A 16,776-nucleotide genomic window follows, 5' to 3' on the forward strand; every position below is an offset into this window, starting at 1 on the left:
TGCCGGATCAGGGAGCGAGCAGAGCCGAGGAGCGGAGTATGGGTTCGTTTAGCGTATGGCATTGGCTGATTGTTCTGGTCATCGTGCTGGTCCTTTTCGGACGCGGCAAGATTCCGGAACTGATGGGAGACGTTGCCAAGGGCATCAAGAGCTTCAAGAAGGGCATGTCCGACGACGATACGCCCCAGGAAACGGCAAAGACCGTCGACCACCAGGCTGAAGAAAAGAAGTAATCGCCTTTCATGGGGTGCCGGAGCAGGCCGTCTTCCGGCGTGCCCGGCTTGCCTTTGCCGTTAGCGGCGGGAGTGTTTAATGCTGGATATCGGCTGGAGCGAGCTTCTGGTCATCGCTATCGTCCTGATCGTGGTCGTCGGTCCCAAGGACCTGCCGCCCATGCTCAGGGCCTTCGGCAAGATGACGACGAATCTCCGGCGGATGGCGGGCGAGTTCCGCTCGCAGTTTGACGAGGCGCTGCGCGACACCGAGCTGGACGAGGTTCGCAAGACCATCGCTGACGCGAAAAACCTGAACCCCACCAACAGCCTGCGCGACGCGTTGAACCCGATTCGCCAGATGGGAGAGGACATCAAGTCCGACCTCTCGAAAGTCACGAAGCCCCCGGTAACGCCGGCACCGGCGCCCGAAGCCCCGGCGGAACCGCTCGCGCAGCCGGGCGATGCCGAAACCGCCGCGCCTGTAACGCCGCCGCCGCAACCGCTTCCCGATGCCGGCGCATCCGCTCCGCCGGCCGAAGTGAAGCCGGCGGTCGCGCCGGCGCCCGTCGCCGCTCCGGTGGCGAAAGCGGCAGCCAAGCCGAAGCCGGTTCGCAAGCCGCGCGCCGCCGCCGCTGTGAAGGCCGACGAAAAGCCAGCGGCCAAGCCGAGCAGGACCTCGGCAAAGACGCAGACCGACGGCACCGCGGTGAAGAAGGCGCCCACGCGCAGGAAGAAGACTGCTGAACCCGGGAAGGACCAGGCATGAGCAGCGAACTGGAAGACAAGCCCCAGCCGCTGATCGAGCACCTGATCGAGCTGCGCACGCGGCTCATCTGGTCGCTGGTCGCGTTCTTCGGTGCGTTCCTCGTCTGCTTTGGCTTCGCAAAGCAACTCTTCAACGTGCTGGTCATTCCTTACAAGTGGGCGGTGACATGGGCCGGGCTCGACCTCGCCAAGGCCGAGCTGATCTACACCGCGCCGCAGGAATTCTTCTTCACCCAGATCAAGGTGGCGGCCTTCGGCGCCACGGTCATCGCGTTTCCGGTGATCGCCACGCAGATCTACAAGTTCGTGGCGCCGGGTCTCTACAAGAACGAGCGGGCGGCCTTCCTGCCGTTCCTGGTCGCTTCTCCGCTGCTGTTCCTGCTCGGTGCGACGCTCGTCTATTTCTTCTTCACGCCGATGGTCATGTGGTTCTTCCTGGCCATGCAGCAGGCACCGGGCGAAGGCGAGGTAGCGATCTCGCTGATGCCGAAAGTTTCGGAATATCTCAGCCTCATCATGACGCTGGTCCTGTCCTTCGGCCTGGTGTTCCAGCTTCCGGTCGTCACGACGCTTCTGGCGCGCGTGGGGCTCGTGACCGCCGACGGGCTGGCACGCAAGCGCAAGTTCGCCATCGTTGCCGCCTTCGTCGTTGCGGCCGTCCTCACCCCGCCCGATCCGTTGTCCCAGATCGGTCTTGCGCTGCCCGCGATCCTTCTCTACGAGATTTCCATCTATGCCGCGCGAGTCATAGAAAAAAAACGTGCCAGCGAGGCGTCTTCCTCCGAAGTTGCCGCGGTTGGCGACGGGGAGTCCGGCGGGGCCTGAGCCCAGGTCCGGGAAACTGATCCGCGCGTCCTCCCGGCCCGCGGATATTGCAAGCGGGCCGGTCAATACATGAACATATGGAACGGCCATGCTCGACATAAAATGGATTCGTGAAAACCCCGAGGCACTCGATGCCGCGCTTGCCAGGCGCGGGGCGGCCCCGGTTGCTGCCGAACTCGTGGCGCTCGACGAGAAGCGCCGGGCCGTCGTGCAATCCCTTCAGGACATGCAGTCGCGCCGCAACACGGCCTCGCGGGAAATCGGTGCGGCGATGGCGCAGAAGAACGCCGAACTGGCCGAAAGGCTGAAGGCCGAGGTCGCCACGCTCAAGGAAACCCTTCCGCAGGCGGAAGAGGAGGAACGCGATCTCACGGCGCAGCTCAACGACGCCCTGTCGCGCATTCCCAACGTTCCTTATGACGATGTGCCGGTCGGCAAGGACGAGACCGAGAACGTCGTCACCCGCGTGGTCGGCCAGAAGCCCGGCTGGAACCATGCGGCGAAGGAACATTACGACCTCGGCGAGGCATTGGGCTATATGGATTTCGAGCGTGCCGCCAGGCTGTCGGGCGCCCGCTTCACCGTCCTGACCGGGCCGCTGGCGCGGCTCGAACGGGCGCTCGGTCAGTTCATGATCGACCTGCATACGAACGAGCATGGCTACACCGAGGTGTCGTCGCCGCTGATGGTGCGCGACGATGCCATGTACGGCACCGGCCAGCTTCCGAAGTTCGCGGAGGATCTGTTCAGGACCACCGACGGACGCTGGCTCATCCCGACCGCCGAGGTGACGCTGACGAACCTCGTTTCCGGCGAAATCCTTGCCGAGGAGAAGCTGCCGCTGCGCTTCACCGCGCTGACGCCCTCGTTTCGCTCGGAAGCCGGTTCGGCCGGGCGCGACACGCGCGGCATGCTGCGCCAGCACCAGTTCTGGAAGTGCGAACTCGTGTCGATCACGACGCAGGAGACCTCGCTCGACGAGCATGAGCGCATGACCGCCTGCGCGGAGGAGGTGCTGAAGCGTCTCGGGCTGCATTTCCGCACGGTCACGCTCTGCACCGGCGACATGGGCTTCGGCGCCCGCAAGACCTACGACCTCGAGGTCTGGCTGCCGGGGCAGGACACCTATCGCGAGATTTCCTCGTGCTCGGTCTGCGGCGATTTCCAGGGCCGGCGCATGAATGCCCGTTATCGCGGCAAGGACGACAAGGCGACCAAGTTCGTCCACACGCTGAACGGCTCCGGCACGGCTGTCGGGCGCTGTCTGATCGCGGTCATGGAAAACTACCAGAACGAGGATGGCTCGATCACCGTCCCGGATGCGCTTCAGCCCTACATGGGCGGCCTGAAGCGCATCGAAAAGGGGGCCTGAGACGGGAGCCTGGCCATGCGCATTCTGCTGACGAACGACGACGGCATTCACGCCGAGGGACTGGCGGTGCTGGAACGCATCGCCCGCTCCCTGTCGGATGACGTCTGGGTCGTCGCGCCCGAGACGGACCAGAGCGGGCTTGCGCATTCGCTGACGCTTTCGGAGCCGTTGCGGCTGCGCAAGGCGGGCGAGAAGCGCTATGCGCTGCGCGGCACGCCGACGGATTGCGTCATCATGGCGGTCAGGGAAATCCTGCCGGAAAAGCCGGATCTCGTGCTGTCCGGCGTGAATGCCGGCGGCAACATGGCGGATGACGTGACCTATTCCGGCACGGTTGCCGGCGCCATCGAGGGCACCTTGCAGGGCGTCCGCTCGATTGCCCTGAGCCAGCTTTATGATTACGCGAATGGCGAACGGGTCGTGTCCTGGGAGGTGGCGGAGACGCTGGCTCCGAAGCTTTTGCAACGGCTCGTCGGCGTGGAGCTTCCGCCCGGCACGTTTCTGAACGTGAATTTCCCGCGTTGCGCTCCGGCCGAGGTGCAGGGCGTGGAGGTGACATCGCAAGGCAAGCTCGACTTCGGCCTCGAAGTCGATGAGCGCCGGGACGGCCGCGGCTTTCCCTATTACTGGCTGCGTTTCGGGGACCGGGGCAGCAGGTTCCGTGATGGCACGGACCTCAAGGCCATTCAGGACAACAAGATTTCGGTTACGCCGCTCAAGCTCGACATGACCGACTACACCGTGCAGGACCGCGTGGCGCAGGCGCTTGGCTTCGGAGGCGGGGATTGAGGCAGGGAATGGCCGAAAAGGAGGGATTCGCCGCGCTGGTGCTCCGGCTGCGGGCGAGCGGCGTGTCCAGTCTCGACGTCCTGACGGCGGTGGAGCAGACGCCGCGCTCGCATTTCGTGCCGCCGCAATTCGCAGCCGATGCCTATTCGTCGCGGACCATCCCGATCGACTGCGGCTCCTTCATGGAAGGGGCCGATCTGGCCGTGCGGCTGCTTGATGCGCTCCAGATCAGGCCGGGCCATCGCGTTCTGGAGGTCGGAACGGGCAGCGGCTTCACCGCCGCCGTGATCGGCCGGCTGGCCGAACGTGTGATTTCCATCGACCGCTACAAGTCGCTCATCACCGCCGCGCAGGCACGCATGGAGGCGCTGTCGATCCGCAACGTGATCCTGCGGCAGGCCGACGGCTCGGCCGGCCTGAGCGGCGAGGGCACGTTCGACCGTATTCTGGTGACGGCCGCATTCCAGGCGGTGCCGCGTTTCTACGCCGATCAGCTCGTCGCCGGCGGCTCGCTCATCGTGCCGCTGATGACGGATAGTGAAAACTGCATCATGGTTCGCCTGACCAAGACCGGCAGCCGATTCGAGCGCGAGGACCTTTTTTCCGCTCCCTATCTGCCGCTCGTGCCCCACACTGCCGCTTATCTCTGAGGGGAATGTCCGCGTTTCCGGCGGCTGGTCCGGAACGGGTGGCTGCATGGTTAAAAACTTTTGACTGCCCGCAGGCGCTTTAACGGCGTGGTAACACTAACGCGCTTTAATCATCGGCACATGAATTGCGTCAGTGCGGGTTGAGTCATGCGTAAGAAATCAGTGCCGAATATCGCCAAGTCTGTCGTCCGTTTCGCGGGCGCTGCGCTTCTGGCCAGCGCGGCTACCGGCTGTAGCTCCGACGTTTCCCGCTTTGCCGGGGGCGGGCTCTTCTCGAAGACGGATAATCTCACGACCGCTTCCATTCCCGCACGCGGGCAGGAGATCAACGGTTCCGTTCCCGTCCCGAGGGCGGATGTCGCCAATGGCGGCTATGCCGGCGGCGGTTATGCGGCTGCCGGGCCGGCTGCGCCGACCTATCCGGTCGAGAGCGCTCCCGTCTATAACAACGGCGTGGCTTCGTCTTCCGCCCGCTCTGCCTCGCGCCCCGTGGCCGTCGAGCGCGCTTCGCTCGAACCGCCGGCCGATCCGGCGACGCGAAGCCAGACGATGGCCCAGCCGCTTCCGCCGCAAGTCCCGGCTGCGGCCGATCCGATGCCCACGGGCACGGTCCGCCAGCGCCTGTCGAACGGCTGGTCGACCGAGAACGCGCCGTCCGTGACGCTGCGCCAGGGAGAGAGCATCGCCGCGCTGTCGAACCGGTACGGCGTGCCCGAGAAGGAAATCCTGGCGGCGAACGGCCTTTCGTCCGGCTCCGCCGCACGTCCGGGCCAGACGATCCTGATCCCGACCTTCAGCACCAATGTCAACGCCGCGCGCGCCGCTGCCAGCACCGGCGATCTGCCGGTGAACGACAACCGGCCGCAGCTTCCCGATCAGCCCGGCCAGAAGGCGGCGGTCATTCCGAACGCCCCTCAGCTGCGCGACAAGTCCCAGGCGACGACCACCGCCGCCACCTCCAAGGCGACGCCCGGCGCCGGCAAGCCGCAGGGCGATGCCTATGTGGTGAAGCAGGGCGATACGCTGACGAAGATCGCCCGCGCCACCAATACTTCGGTCGCTGACCTCAAGGCCGCCAATGGCATCACCGACGGACATATCCGTATCGGCCAGGCACTCAAGCTGCCGTCCGGTGCGAATGCGCAAGCCGCCGCCGACAATGTCAGGACGGCATCGGTGCCGCAGGCTGCGACCGCAGCCGGGGCAGCGCCTGCCGACACCAGGTCGCAACAGGCTGCCGCCAGGCCGCAGCCGGCGGAAACCGCCAGCACGCCGTCTCCCTACAAGCCGCCGGTCGCCACGCAAAGCGTCGAGGATGTCGAGAAGAAGTCGGAAGTGACGGCAGCGGCCCCGGCAGGCACCGGTATCGAACGGTATCGCTGGCCGGTGAACGGCGCGGTCGTGACGCGCTTCGGCGACAATGTGGCGGGCAAGCGCTCGGACGGCATCGCCATCTCCGTTCCGGAGGGCACGCCGGTCAAGGCGGCCGAGAACGGCGTCGTGATCTATGCCGGCAACGGCCTGAAGGAACTGGGCAATACCGTTCTGATCCGCCACGACGACGGCAAGGTCACGGTCTACGGCAATGCGTCCACGCTCAACGTGCAGCGCGGCCAGAAAGTGCAGCGCGGCCAGACGATCGCCGCGTCCGGCATGAGCGGCAACGCGACCCGTCCCCAGCTTCATTTCGAAGTGCGCAAGGATGCATCCCCGGTCAATCCCTCGACCTTCCTCGAATAGAAGAATTTCCCGACCTTGTAGCGCGTATCGGGAGAAGGAAAGCCCGGCTTCGGCCGGGCTTTCCTGTATCTGGCGGATGGCGATCAGGACGAGAGCGTCTTCTTTTCCCGACCGGCGGCGTCCTGAATGAATTGCCATGCGACGCGGCCCGAGCGGCCGCCGCGCGTCGTCGCCCATTCCAGCGCCTGCGCGTGGAGTGTCTCGCGCTCCGTCTCCAGACCGAAATAGGCGGCGTAGGAATCGATCATCAGCAGATAATCCTCCTGGCTGCACTTGTGGAAACCGAGCCACAGGCCGAAACGGTCCGAAAGAGAGACCTTTTCCTCGACCGCCTCGGAGGGATTGATGGCGGTCGATTGCTCGTTTTCCATCATGTGGCGCGGCAGCAGATGACGGCGGTTGGACGTCGCATAGAACACGACGTTTTCCGGACGCCCCTCGATGCCGCCGTCGAGCGCCGCCTTCAGAGACTTGTAGGAGGTGTCGTCATGGTCGAAGGAAAGGTCGTCGCAGAACAGGATGATGCGGGCGGGTGCGGCACGCAGGACCGGCAGGAGGTCGGGAAGCGTGTCGATGTCCTCACGGTGGACTTCGACCAGTTTCAGCACCGAGCCCGTCTGCGCGCGGACGTCCTCGTGGACGGCCTTGACGAGCGAGGATTTTCCCATGCCCCGCGCGCCCCAGAGCAGCACGTTGTTGGCGGCGAATCCCTCGGCGAATCGAAGCGTGTTCTCGTGCAGGATGTCCCGCACGTGGTCTACGCCGCGAATGAGTGCGAGGGCGATGCGGTTCGGGCGGGCGACGGGCGTCAGTTCCAGCCGCGCTGGCGACCAGACGAAACAGTCGGCGGATGTCCAGTCCGTTTCCACCGGCTTCGGCCCCGATAATCTTTCGACGGCTTCGGCCAGCCGGCGGACCTCCTCCAGCAGGGCGTTGAGCTTCTTGGACCCCATCGGTATTTCTCCCTTTTCGTCACGCATTCCGGCCCTTGTGATGGCGGGCAGGGGCGCTTGGGTCAAGGTCGGTGCGGCATCGATCCGTTCGCATCGCCCGTTTCGGCTTCCGGTTCGCGGATTTTGCTCACACAATTATGTAATAACCCGCGGAAATGCCGGGATTCCGGGCACTTGCTGTTGCAATCACCCCCCTCGCCATTATATTCCGGCGGCTTGAAACCGGGCGGTTCCTTATAAGCACGGTAATCCGAGGAGTTTTTGATGTTCATTACTGAGGCATTCGCACAGGACGCGGCGGGCGGTTCTTCCGCAATGGGCTCCGGCCTTGAAATGCTCCTGTTGTTCGCACCGCTGATGGTGGTGTGGTATTTTCTTCTTATCCGTCCGCAGCGCCAGCAGATGAAGAAGCGCACGGAAACGCTTTCCAACATCCGCCGCGGTGACCAGGTCGTTCTGGGCAGCGGCGTTGTCGGCAAGGTGACGAAGGTGATCGACGACAAGGAACTGGAAGTTGAAATCGCCGAGGGTGTGCGTGTCCGTGCCGTGCGCAATTTCGTCGCCGAAGTGCGCGTGAAGGGGGAGCCGGTCAATACCGAAGCGCCTGTGAAGTCCTGAATCTGCGGGAAGCTGCGGCTTCCCGTTCGCACGAGAGTGATCGGCCCGGCGGGCATGCACAAGCGTGGCTGGCGGGTAGTGTCAATGCCGTCCCGTGTCGTCGGGGCCGAACCCGAATGTCGAGAGCTTCATGCTGTATTTTTCCCGCTGGAAGACCTTTCTGATCTGGTTTGCCGTTGCGGTTGCCGCGTTTATCGCCGCTCCCAACCTTTTCAGCGACGAACAGCTGGAAGCCTTGCCCTCGTGGGTGCCGCACAAGAAGGTGACGCTCGGCCTCGACCTTCAGGGCGGTTCGCACATCATGCTCAAGATCGAGCGCGGCGATATCGTCAGGGAACGGCTAGAGACGGTGGTCGGCGATGTCCGCACGACGCTGCGCGACGCCAATGTCCGCTATAGCGGCCTTTCCGGCTCCGGCCAGACCGTGCAGGTCCGCATCACCGATCCGGCACAGCTTCAGGCGGCGCGCGCCGCGTTGCAGCCGCTGACGGAGCCGGTCAGCGGCGGCGCGCTCATGGCCGGTTCCGTGACGGAACTGACGCTGAGCGACGACGGCAGCAGCGTCATTCGTCTGGTGCTGACGGACCAGGGCATCGACTATCGCATGTCGTCGGCCGTCGGCCAGTCCATCGAGGTGGTGCGCCGCCGCGTCGACGAACTCGGCACGACCGAACCGCTGATCCAGCGGCAGGGCACGGACCGCATCATCGTTCAGGTTCCCGGTCTTCAGGACCCGGAGCGGCTGAAATCCCTCCTGAACCAGACCGCCAAGCTGACGTTCCGCATGGTGGACGTGAGCATGTCGGCGACGGATGCGATCAACTCGCGTCCTCCGGCGACCTCGGAAGTGCTCTATTCGACCGACGACCCCGCCATCCCCTATCTGATCGAGCGGCGCGTTCTGGTTTCGGGCGAAAACCTCGTCGATGCGCAGGCGAGCTTCAACCAGCAGAACAACGAACCGGTCGTGACCTTCCGCTTCGATTCGCGCGGCGCCCAGCGTTTCGCGCAGGCCACGCAGCAGAATGTCGGGCGGCCCTTCGCCATCATTCTCGACAACCAGGTCATTTCCGCCCCGGTGATCCGCGAACCCATCATCGGCGGTTCGGGCCAGATTTCCGGCAATTTCTCCGTTCAGGGCGCCAACGATCTCGCCGTTCTGCTTCGAGCCGGCGCCTTGCCCGCCACGCTGACGGTGGTCGAGGAACGGACCGTCGGCCCGGGCGTTGGCGCGGATTCGATCCGTGACGGGGTGATGGCGAGCATTATCGGCGCCGTCGGCGTCGTGGCCTTCATGCTGATCTTCTACGGAAGCTTCGGCATCATGGCCAACATAGCGCTTGCCGCCAACGTGATCATGATCCTGGCCGTCCTGACGCTGATCGGGTCGACGCTGACCCTTCCCGGCATCGCGGGCATCGTCCTGACGATGGGCATGGCCGTCGATTCCAACGTGCTCGTCTACGAACGAATCCGCGAGGAGGTGAGGTCGGGCCGGCCGCTGTTGCAGGCCATCGATTCCGGCTTCTCGCGCGCCTTCGCGACGATCATCGACGCCAACCTGACGACGCTGATCGCCGCCGTGGTCCTGTTCTATCTCGGTTCCGGCCCCGTTCGCGGCTTTGCCGTCACCCTGTCGGTCGGGGTCATCACGACGATCTTCACGGCCTTCACCATGACCCGCTGGCTGATTGCCGCGTGGGTCAGGCGATACCGCCCGAAGCACCTGCCGAAAAGCATCCGCACCGGCATCTTCGACGCCCAGAACGTTCGCTTCATGTCGATCCGGCGATATGTGTTCGCACTGGCGGCGACGCTGTGCGTGGCCGCGGTCGTTGGATTCGGCACGATCGGCCTCAATCTCGGTATCGATTTCAGGGGCGGCTCGATCATCGAGGTGCGGGCGAAGCAGGGCGAGGCCGATCTGGCCGAGATCCGAAGCAGGCTGAGCCAGTTGAACATCGGCGAGATTCAGGCGCAGGGCTTCGGCGACAGTCAGACGGCGCTGATCCGCGTTCCGACCCAGGATGGCGGCGACAATGCCGAGCAGTCGGCGCTGTCGATGGTGCGCGGCGAACTGGCGGACCAGTATGAATTCCGTCGTGTCGAGGTTGTCGGTCCTGCCGTTTCCGGAGAGTTGACGCGAAGCGCAACCATTGGCGTCATCGCCTCGATGCTGGCCATTCTCGTCTACATCTGGGTTCGTTTCGAATGGCAGTTCGCCGTCGGCGCGATCATCGCGACCCTGCACGATGTGATCCTCACATTAGGCCTTTTCATCTTCACCGGCATGGAGTTCAACCTCACCAGCATCGCGGCGATCCTGACGGTGGTGGGCTATTCGCTGAACGACACGATCGTGGTCTACGACCGCGTGCGCGAGAATTTACGACGTTACAAGAAGATGCCGCTTCCGGTGCTGATCGACGCCTCGATCAACCAGACCATGTCACGCACGGTGCTGACGGGCCTGACGACGCTGCTGGCCTTGTGCGCCCTGTATTTCTTCGGCGGAGAGGTCATCGCCTCCTTTACGCTGGCCATGCTGTTCGGTGTTCTGGTCGGCGTGTTCTCGTCGATCTACATTGCCGGTCCCCTGCTGATCTCGTTCCGCCTGCGTCCGGATATCTTCGACAAGGAAGAGGAAAAGAGCGAAAAGGAAGGCGTGGCTTCCAAGGCCAGCGCCTGACGGGAGGCCCAGAGGATGGAACTTCGCAAGGCTCATTTTCCGGGAAGTTCGCCCATCGATGCCTATGGCAATGGCGGCTTCCGCTTCGCGGACATGTCGCATCGCGGCTCGCTTCTGTGTCTGCCCTCCGGCATCCACGGCTGGGAAGCGACCGAGGAAAGCGCACTGACGCTCGATCTTTTCGCCAGGGTTCTGGCCGAGAAGGAGGGCAGCATCGAGGTTCTCCTGATCGGCACCGGCAGGGAGATGCGGTTCATTCCGCCGGACCTGCGGGCCGGCCTGCGCGAACGCGGTATCGTCTGCGATCCCATGAACACCGGGGCGGCGGTCCGCACCTACAATATCCTGCTGGCGGAATCCCGTGCCGTTGCGGCTGCGCTGATTGCCGTCTGATTGTTTTCCGGAGAGCGAGCGATGAGCGACGCCAGTGCCGAAACGCCCTCGGTCGGCCAGATCTGCCTCGATACGCTTCGCGAGACGGATCGCGACCGCTATCTCGCCTGCCTGCTCTCTCCCGAGGACAAGCGCGCCGACCTTGCCGCGCTTTATACCTTCAATGCCGAACTCGCGCGCGTCCGCGACCTCGTGCATGAGCCTCTGCCGGGTGAGGTGCGCATGCAGTGGTGGCGCGACCTCATCGAGGGCAATCCGCACGGATCGAGCGAGGCGAACCCGCTTGCGGCAGGCCTTCTGGGCGCGGTCGCGCGACATCGTCTGCCGGTCGCGCCGCTGACGGAGATGATCGAGACGCGCATTTTCGATCTCTACGACGATCCGGTCGCCAATCGCGTCGAGCTGGAAGCCTATGCCGGGCATACGGCTTCGACCCTGATCCAGCTGGCCAGCCTGATTCTCGATCCCGAGACGGCGAAGGCAACGGCCGAGGCGGCCGGACATGCCGGCGTCGCGCAGACCGTCGCCGGGCTTATCCTGCTGATGCCGCAGCATCGCCGGCGGGGCCAGCTCTACCTGCCGCTGGACATCCTCACCGCCACCGGCCTCGACCGCGACCAGTTTCTGGAGGGCAAGGACCTGCCGCGTATTTCGGCGGCCATCGAGGCGTTCGCCGGGCTGGGGCGGGAGCATCTGGCGAAGGCGCGCGCCGCGGGCGCCATTCAGCCATCCGTCTTCCCGGCCTTCCTGCCGGTGTCACTTGCCGCCCCGGTTCTGGACCGGGCAATGAAGGCGGGCGCCGGCCTTTTCGAAAAAACGCTGCAACCGCCGCAATGGCGCCGGCAGATGCGCATGGCGCTTGCCGCTTTCACGCGCCGGTTCTGAGCGTCGCGCGATGTTCGCGCAAGCCTCGCCTGATAAGGGGAACGAATGTGCGCCCCTCAGGGTTGTGCATGACGGCAACGGCTGGAGGGAAGATCATGGATATCTTGAGCTGGTCTATCATCGGGGTTCTCCTCATTCTTCTGGCTTTCTATTCGAGCCGTCTGGCGCACAACGATGACGAGGGCAAGAACGATATTGGCCTCGCCCTTCTCGATTTCGGCCGCGCCTTTCCGAACGAGGCGATTCGCAGCCTTCATTTCACCAACGAGGGAGCCGCCGTCTTCGTGCGCCTGTTCGACAACAGGGCCGGTTTCATGCGCAAGGTGAGGGGTGGACACTATGCCTGCCGACTGATCGCGCCGGGGGCGGTGCGCGTGCAGCCGCTGGAAAACGGGCGCGGCTTCGCCGTCGATTTCACCGACGATCCGCCCTATAGCGGCACATTCGAATTCGCATCGGCCCCCGAGGCGGCCGAGGTGTCTCTCTGGCTTCTGGAAAACTACGTGCATCCGGAAGACCGGGAGGAACCCGCCCCGTCCGCGGAGCGGGCATAAGCCCGCCGGCCGCTACGTGCGGCCGAGCCAAGCGGCGCAATCGGTCAAGGCGCGCTCCGCGATCAGCCGGCGCTTGGCCTGCGCCTTTTCCTTGCCGCGAAAGCGCTTCACACCCTCCGGCTTGACGATGGCGCCCGGCTCCAGTTCGGGAAACAGGCCGAAATTGATGTTCATCGGCTGGAAGGAACGCTTGCCCGGCTCCTCGTCGCTGACGAGGTGGCCGCCGGTGATATGGCCGAGCAGCGAGCCGAGCGCCGTGGTGGCCGGCGGAAGCAGGACGGCTTCGCCCTTCCGTTCGGCGGCTGCGAATCGTCCGGCCAGAAGGCCGATGGACGCGCTTTCGACATAGCCTTCGCAGCCGGTGATCTGCCCGGCGAAACGCAGGCCGGGGCGCGATTTCAGGGTGAGCGACCGGTCAAGCAGCAGCGGCGACTGGATATAGGTGTTGCGGTGGAGGCCGCCGAGGCGGGCGAACTCGGCGTTCTGAAGACCGGGAATCATCCGGAAGATTTCGGCCTGTGCCCCGTACTTCAGCTTCGTCTGGAAGCCGACCATATTGTAAAGCGTGCCGAGGGCATTGTCCTGCCGAAGCTGTACGACCGCATAGGGCTTGACCGCCGGGTTGTGGGCGTTCGTCAGCCCCATCGGCTTCATCGGCCCGTGGCGCAGGGTTTCGCGGCCTCTGGCCGCCATGATCTCGATCGGCAGGCAGCCGTCGAAATAGGGCGTGCCTTCCCATTCATGAAAACCGACCGTATCGCCGGCGATCAGCGCGTCGATGAAAGCGTTGTACTGCGCCTCGTCCAGCGGACAGTTGATGTAGTCCTTGCCGGTTCCGCCCGGCCCCACCTTGTCGTAGCGCGACTGGTACCAGCAAATATCCATGTCGATGCTGTCGCGATGGACGATCGGCGCTATGGCGTCGAAGAAGGCCAGCGAATCCTCGCCCGTCTCGTTCTGGATGGCTGCGGCGAGATCCGGCGAGGTCAGCGGCCCGGTGGCGACGATGGCGAGATCCCAGTCCCGGGGAGGAAGCGCGGAGACTTCCTCGCGAACCACCGTGATCAGCGGGTGATCGTGGATCGCCTGCGTGACGGCGTTCGAGAAGCCTTCGCGGTCGACGGCGAGCGCGCCGCCCGCCGGCACCTGGCTCCTGTCGGCGCACGCCATGATCAGCGAGCCGGCCAGCCGCATTTCGGCATGAATGACGCCGACCGCATTCGAGGTGGCATCGTCGGAGCGAAACGAGTTGGAACAGACCAGTTCCGCCAGCCCATCGGTGCGGTGCGCCTCGGTCGGGCGCACGCCGCGCATTTCGTGAAGAATAACGGGCACATCCGCGCTGGCGATCTGCCACGCGGCCTCGCTGCCGGCCAGGCCGCCGCCGATAATGTGGATGGGGGAATAGGAGCTTGCGTTCGTCATGCCCGGTTCCATATCGCAAAGCGCGGCGAATGGAAACCGGCAGACCGGCATCGGCCGCAGGCGAAAACAGCGGAAGGCCGCGCACCCGTCAGGATGCGCGGCCTTCGATCATCATCGCCGCTTTTCGTCGCGCGAAGAGCGATTAGCGGTATACGCGGGCCGCGATGTCGCGGATGTCGTAGCGGGTCAGGCCGATATCGTTAAGGGCCTGATTGGACAGACCGCCGAGTTCGTTCATCGTGCGGCGATAGGCAAGCCACTTCTTGGCGATATGGATCGGGTTCATGGGTGTTTCCTCGCAGTCTCTTTTTGAATTCTGTTCAGCCGGTTATTCGTAACCGGTGGTTGACCCGTATATAGGCCAGAGAGACGAGGACTTGGAGTGCAAATTATAGGCCACTGCCATGCATTTGTGCAGTGAATAGCCCATATTGTAGCCTTTGATGAAAATATATGCGGAAAAATCGGCGTGTCTTAATGTGTATGGCGAAAATATAACCACATCACCTATACACGAAAAAGCGCGGCTGAGAAGCCGCGCTTTTTTCATTTCAATCGATTTGTCGAGCCGTATCCGTCGCCGGACCGGATCGGTCAGGCGGCTGCGGCCTGACGGGCGATGCGGTTGATTTCCGAACGGCCGATGCCGAGATCGCTGAGCTGACGGTCGGTCATGCCCTGGAGTTCGGAAACGGTACGACGGTAGGTGCGCCAGTAACGGAGCTTGTTTGCGATGTTCATTGTCTTGCCTCTTCTTTTGCTTGCCCGCCGCGTTCATCGCGGCCTGGGGCGCTCCGTTTCTTCGCCAGGTTTCTCGCAGTCTTGGGAGGATCTGTGCGGACGCTGGATCGGTTTGGAAACGCCTCAATCTCTATGGCCCCGAATATACGCCTTTCGTTGATTTCCGTTAGATGGGAAGACGTATGGCACCTATGCGATTTGCGCATGTGTGGGCGGTCTGTGGCAGGGAAGTGGCGACGATTTGTGCAAATGGAGCGTATTCCGCATCCTGCCACACGCAAATGCGGGCTGAAGCGGCCTCAAGCCGGGCCCGATTTGACCGAAACGAGTTTAACTCCATGTCGAAATGACGGTAAGACCTTGGAAATGCGTCAATTTGTCCCAAGGGGGAGAACTGCCCGCCGGCAGCGCCGTTGGCTTTCGTCAAAAAGGGAAAGGGGCACCGCTCTCCGTCGAGGCATATCGCGATGGAAAGGACGGCATCCGGCCCGCTTTGTGACCTGTCTTCCCGGATACGTCCGAATGCAGGCTGCCGGTTTCGGGAGGTATGACGGGAGGGAGAGGAGGCCGGAACGAGGATCGGTTGCGCCAGCTTAAGCGGGCACCGAATGCTTGGCTCCGCGAAAATGGTACGTAAACAAATGGTTAATAAAAAATAACGCCCACCGGGGGAGGAGATCCGGTGGGCGTCATTTGTAGGGGCTGGCGGCTTGGGAGGAGGAGAAGCCTTGCCAGCCATATCGAAGCAGCGCAGGGAGGAGGAGCGCGCGACTTCGAAACTCCATGCCATCGAGTGGCATCAATTCATAAACAGGCCGATCTCTCGGCTCTCATGCGACGTTGACCGGGTTTGGACGCTTCCCTTTAACGCTCTTGCATAATGTCAACATAAGGAGTGTCTGTGTAAAAAAACAGTGCAATGTGGACATGGAAGGCATGTGCATCGTGCATGGCTTGCATGGTCCCTGGCCGGGCGGCCCGAACGGCCGGGCAGGTGTGCGTTGAGTTCCCTGAAGTCGCATGCGATAACCGGTGCCGCAATGCCCGGAGTGACGACCATGTATGTAAAGAGAGTAAAGCGGCAGCTTTCCGAATGGGCGGATGCCGGATTGCTGCCGCCGGAAACCGCGGCGGTGCTGGCCAGGGACCTGGACAGTCGCGCCAGCCGTATCGGCATCGCGCAGGTGCTTCTGGTGCTGGCGGGAATATTTCTGTGCGTCGCCTTTCTTCTGTTGGTCTCGGCAAACTGGGAACTCATACCGCGCATCGTGCGGCTCGGCGCCGTCGTCGCGCTGATCTGGGCCACCCATCTGGCGGGGGCGCTGTTCATCAGGGCGGGGCGAACCACCCTGGGCACGGCGGCCCTGCTTTTGGGAACCGCGTGCTTCGGCGGCGGACTGTCGCTGGCCGGGCAGATGTACCATATCTCCGGCGACATGGTTTCGATGTTCACGGTCTGGTTTCTGGCCGCGGCGCTGACCTCGGTTCTCTTCCGGTCCGGCGCGGTCGCGGTTGCCGCCGGTTTCGTGTCGATGGCGCTGTGCTGGTCGCTCATCGATGTATCCGGCGGGACGATCACCTCCGGAAATCTGTGGGTTCCGCCGGCTCTGGCCGTTGCGATGGCTCTTCTCGCCTGGCTGAGCGGTCAGGAAAAGGTGGCGCATTTCTCCTTCCTGCTTCTCATCGGCTGGGCCGTCTGGCTTTACGGCGAAAACGACACGGTCTTCGTCGCGGCCGTGTTCGTCGCGCTCGGCTTTGCGATTTTCACCGCGCTGGCGTTAAAGGGGTCGCCTTTTGCCCGTTGCGGCGAGGCGCTCGGCGGCGCGCCGATGATCTATGCGCTCGTCCTGAGCGCGATCGGCCTGTTCCTTCTGCATATCAGTCTGCAAGGCGGCGGGCTGGTCGGCGCGGCCGTCGTCGGGCTTGGTCTTTCGGTTGCAGCGCTGGCGCTCGCCGGCAGCGAGCATGGCGGCGTCCGGTGGCTGTGCTATGCCATGATCGGCGCCATCGTCTTTTATCTCTGGATGGAAACCGTTGGCAGCATTCTCGGCACGTCGGGCTTCTTCCTCGTCGCGGCGCTGGTGGCCGGGGCGCTGGCCTTCGCCATCGTGCGCCTCGAAAAGCGTCTTGCCGGACCAAGGAAGAGGACCTCCCCGTGAAGG

The 16,776-nt window shown here is 63.7% G+C and carries 17 protein-coding genes; 13 read left to right on the plus strand and 4 right to left on the minus strand.

Going from position 1 to position 16,776, the window contains the following annotated elements; all coding sequences use genetic code 11:
* The first annotated feature begins 38 nt into the window (after positions 1–38).
* From NOF55_RS10650 to NOF55_RS10680, 7 genes are all read left to right on the plus strand, one after another.
* Complete coding sequence (locus NOF55_RS10650) at positions 39–233, plus strand: twin-arginine translocase TatA/TatE family subunit (RefSeq protein WP_306411350.1); 195 nt, start codon at positions 39–41, stop codon at positions 231–233.
* 79 nt (positions 234–312) lie between these two features.
* Positions 313–981, plus strand: a complete 669-nt coding sequence (tatB, locus tag NOF55_RS10655; protein ID WP_306411351.1) for a Sec-independent protein translocase protein TatB — start codon at positions 313–315, stop codon at positions 979–981.
* Entirely contained in the window at positions 978–1,805 is an 828-nt protein-coding gene (tatC, locus tag NOF55_RS10660; RefSeq protein WP_306411352.1) for a twin-arginine translocase subunit TatC, read from the plus strand. The genes tatB and tatC overlap by 4 nt, the downstream gene beginning before the upstream one ends.
* Before the next feature lie 88 nt (positions 1,806–1,893).
* Complete coding sequence (gene serS / locus NOF55_RS10665; protein ID WP_306411353.1) at positions 1,894–3,177, plus strand: serine--tRNA ligase; 1,284 nt, start codon at positions 1,894–1,896, stop codon at positions 3,175–3,177.
* Between the two features lie 15 nt (positions 3,178–3,192).
* Positions 3,193–3,966, plus strand: a complete 774-nt coding sequence (gene surE, locus NOF55_RS10670; protein ID WP_306411354.1) for a 5'/3'-nucleotidase SurE — start codon at positions 3,193–3,195, stop codon at positions 3,964–3,966.
* 8 nt (positions 3,967–3,974) lie between these two features.
* Positions 3,975–4,616: a protein-L-isoaspartate(D-aspartate) O-methyltransferase gene (locus NOF55_RS10675; protein WP_370868969.1), complete on the plus strand. Its 642-nt coding sequence runs from the start codon at positions 3,975–3,977 to the stop codon at positions 4,614–4,616.
* Positions 4,617–4,763: 147 nt separating this feature from the next.
* Positions 4,764–6,356 (plus strand): peptidoglycan DD-metalloendopeptidase family protein, encoded by a 1,593-nt coding sequence (locus NOF55_RS10680; protein WP_306411356.1) that lies wholly within the window; start codon positions 4,764–4,766, stop codon positions 6,354–6,356.
* Between the two features lie 83 nt (positions 6,357–6,439).
* Here the strand turns inward: NOF55_RS10680 and NOF55_RS10685 are convergent, their stop codons facing one another.
* Positions 6,440–7,309 (minus strand): ATP-binding protein, encoded by an 870-nt coding sequence (locus tag NOF55_RS10685; RefSeq protein ID WP_306411357.1) that lies wholly within the window; start codon positions 7,307–7,309, stop codon positions 6,440–6,442.
* A 264-nt stretch (positions 7,310–7,573) separates the two neighbouring features.
* On the opposite strand from NOF55_RS10685, the gene yajC reads away from it, so the two are divergent.
* From yajC to NOF55_RS10710, 5 genes are all read left to right on the plus strand, one after another.
* Positions 7,574–7,927, plus strand: coding sequence for a preprotein translocase subunit YajC (gene yajC / locus NOF55_RS10690; RefSeq protein WP_306411358.1), 354 nt, complete (start codon positions 7,574–7,576; stop codon positions 7,925–7,927).
* 130 nt (positions 7,928–8,057) lie between these two features.
* Positions 8,058–10,616 carry a protein translocase subunit SecDF gene (gene secDF, locus NOF55_RS10695; RefSeq protein ID WP_306411359.1) on the plus strand — a complete coding sequence of 853 codons (2,559 nt, stop codon included), beginning with the start codon at positions 8,058–8,060 and terminating at the stop codon, positions 10,614–10,616.
* Between the two features lie 15 nt (positions 10,617–10,631).
* The gene (locus tag NOF55_RS10700; protein WP_306411360.1) at positions 10,632–11,009 is read left to right on the plus strand and encodes an Mth938-like domain-containing protein; all 378 of its coding nucleotides are present in this window, start codon (positions 10,632–10,634) and stop codon (positions 11,007–11,009) included.
* Positions 11,010–11,030: 21 nt separating this feature from the next.
* Positions 11,031–11,894, plus strand: a complete 864-nt coding sequence (locus tag NOF55_RS10705; RefSeq protein ID WP_306411361.1) for a phytoene/squalene synthase family protein — start codon at positions 11,031–11,033, stop codon at positions 11,892–11,894.
* Between the two features lie 95 nt (positions 11,895–11,989).
* Positions 11,990–12,448 carry a hypothetical protein gene (locus NOF55_RS10710; protein ID WP_306411362.1) on the plus strand — a complete coding sequence of 153 codons (459 nt, stop codon included), beginning with the start codon at positions 11,990–11,992 and terminating at the stop codon, positions 12,446–12,448.
* Between the two features lie 12 nt (positions 12,449–12,460).
* Here NOF55_RS10710 and trmFO read toward each other — a convergent pair whose 3' ends face one another.
* The 3 genes from trmFO to NOF55_RS10725 form a co-directional block, all read right to left on the minus strand.
* Complete coding sequence (trmFO, locus tag NOF55_RS10715) at positions 12,461–13,873, minus strand: methylenetetrahydrofolate--tRNA-(uracil(54)-C(5))-methyltransferase (FADH(2)-oxidizing) TrmFO (RefSeq protein ID WP_306411363.1); 1,413 nt, start codon at positions 13,871–13,873, stop codon at positions 12,461–12,463.
* A gap of 142 nt (positions 13,874–14,015) precedes the next feature.
* On the minus strand, positions 14,016–14,159 hold the full coding sequence (locus tag NOF55_RS10720; RefSeq protein WP_306411364.1) for a DUF1127 domain-containing protein: 144 nt from the start codon (positions 14,157–14,159) through the stop codon (positions 14,016–14,018).
* 308 nt (positions 14,160–14,467) lie between these two features.
* Positions 14,468–14,614 carry a DUF1127 domain-containing protein gene (locus NOF55_RS10725; RefSeq protein WP_306411365.1) on the minus strand — a complete coding sequence of 49 codons (147 nt, stop codon included), beginning with the start codon at positions 14,612–14,614 and terminating at the stop codon, positions 14,468–14,470.
* Between the two features lie 1,058 nt (positions 14,615–15,672).
* On the opposite strand from NOF55_RS10725, the gene NOF55_RS10730 reads away from it, so the two are divergent.
* A complete protein-coding gene (locus NOF55_RS10730) occupies positions 15,673–16,773 on the plus strand; it encodes a DUF2157 domain-containing protein (protein WP_306411366.1) in 1,101 nt (366 codons plus the stop codon).
* The last annotated feature ends 3 nt before the right edge of the window (positions 16,774–16,776 follow it).

Source organism: Ectorhizobium quercum (assembly GCF_026552795.1).
Taxonomy (GTDB): domain Bacteria; phylum Pseudomonadota; class Alphaproteobacteria; order Rhizobiales; family Rhizobiaceae; genus Ectorhizobium; species Ectorhizobium quercum.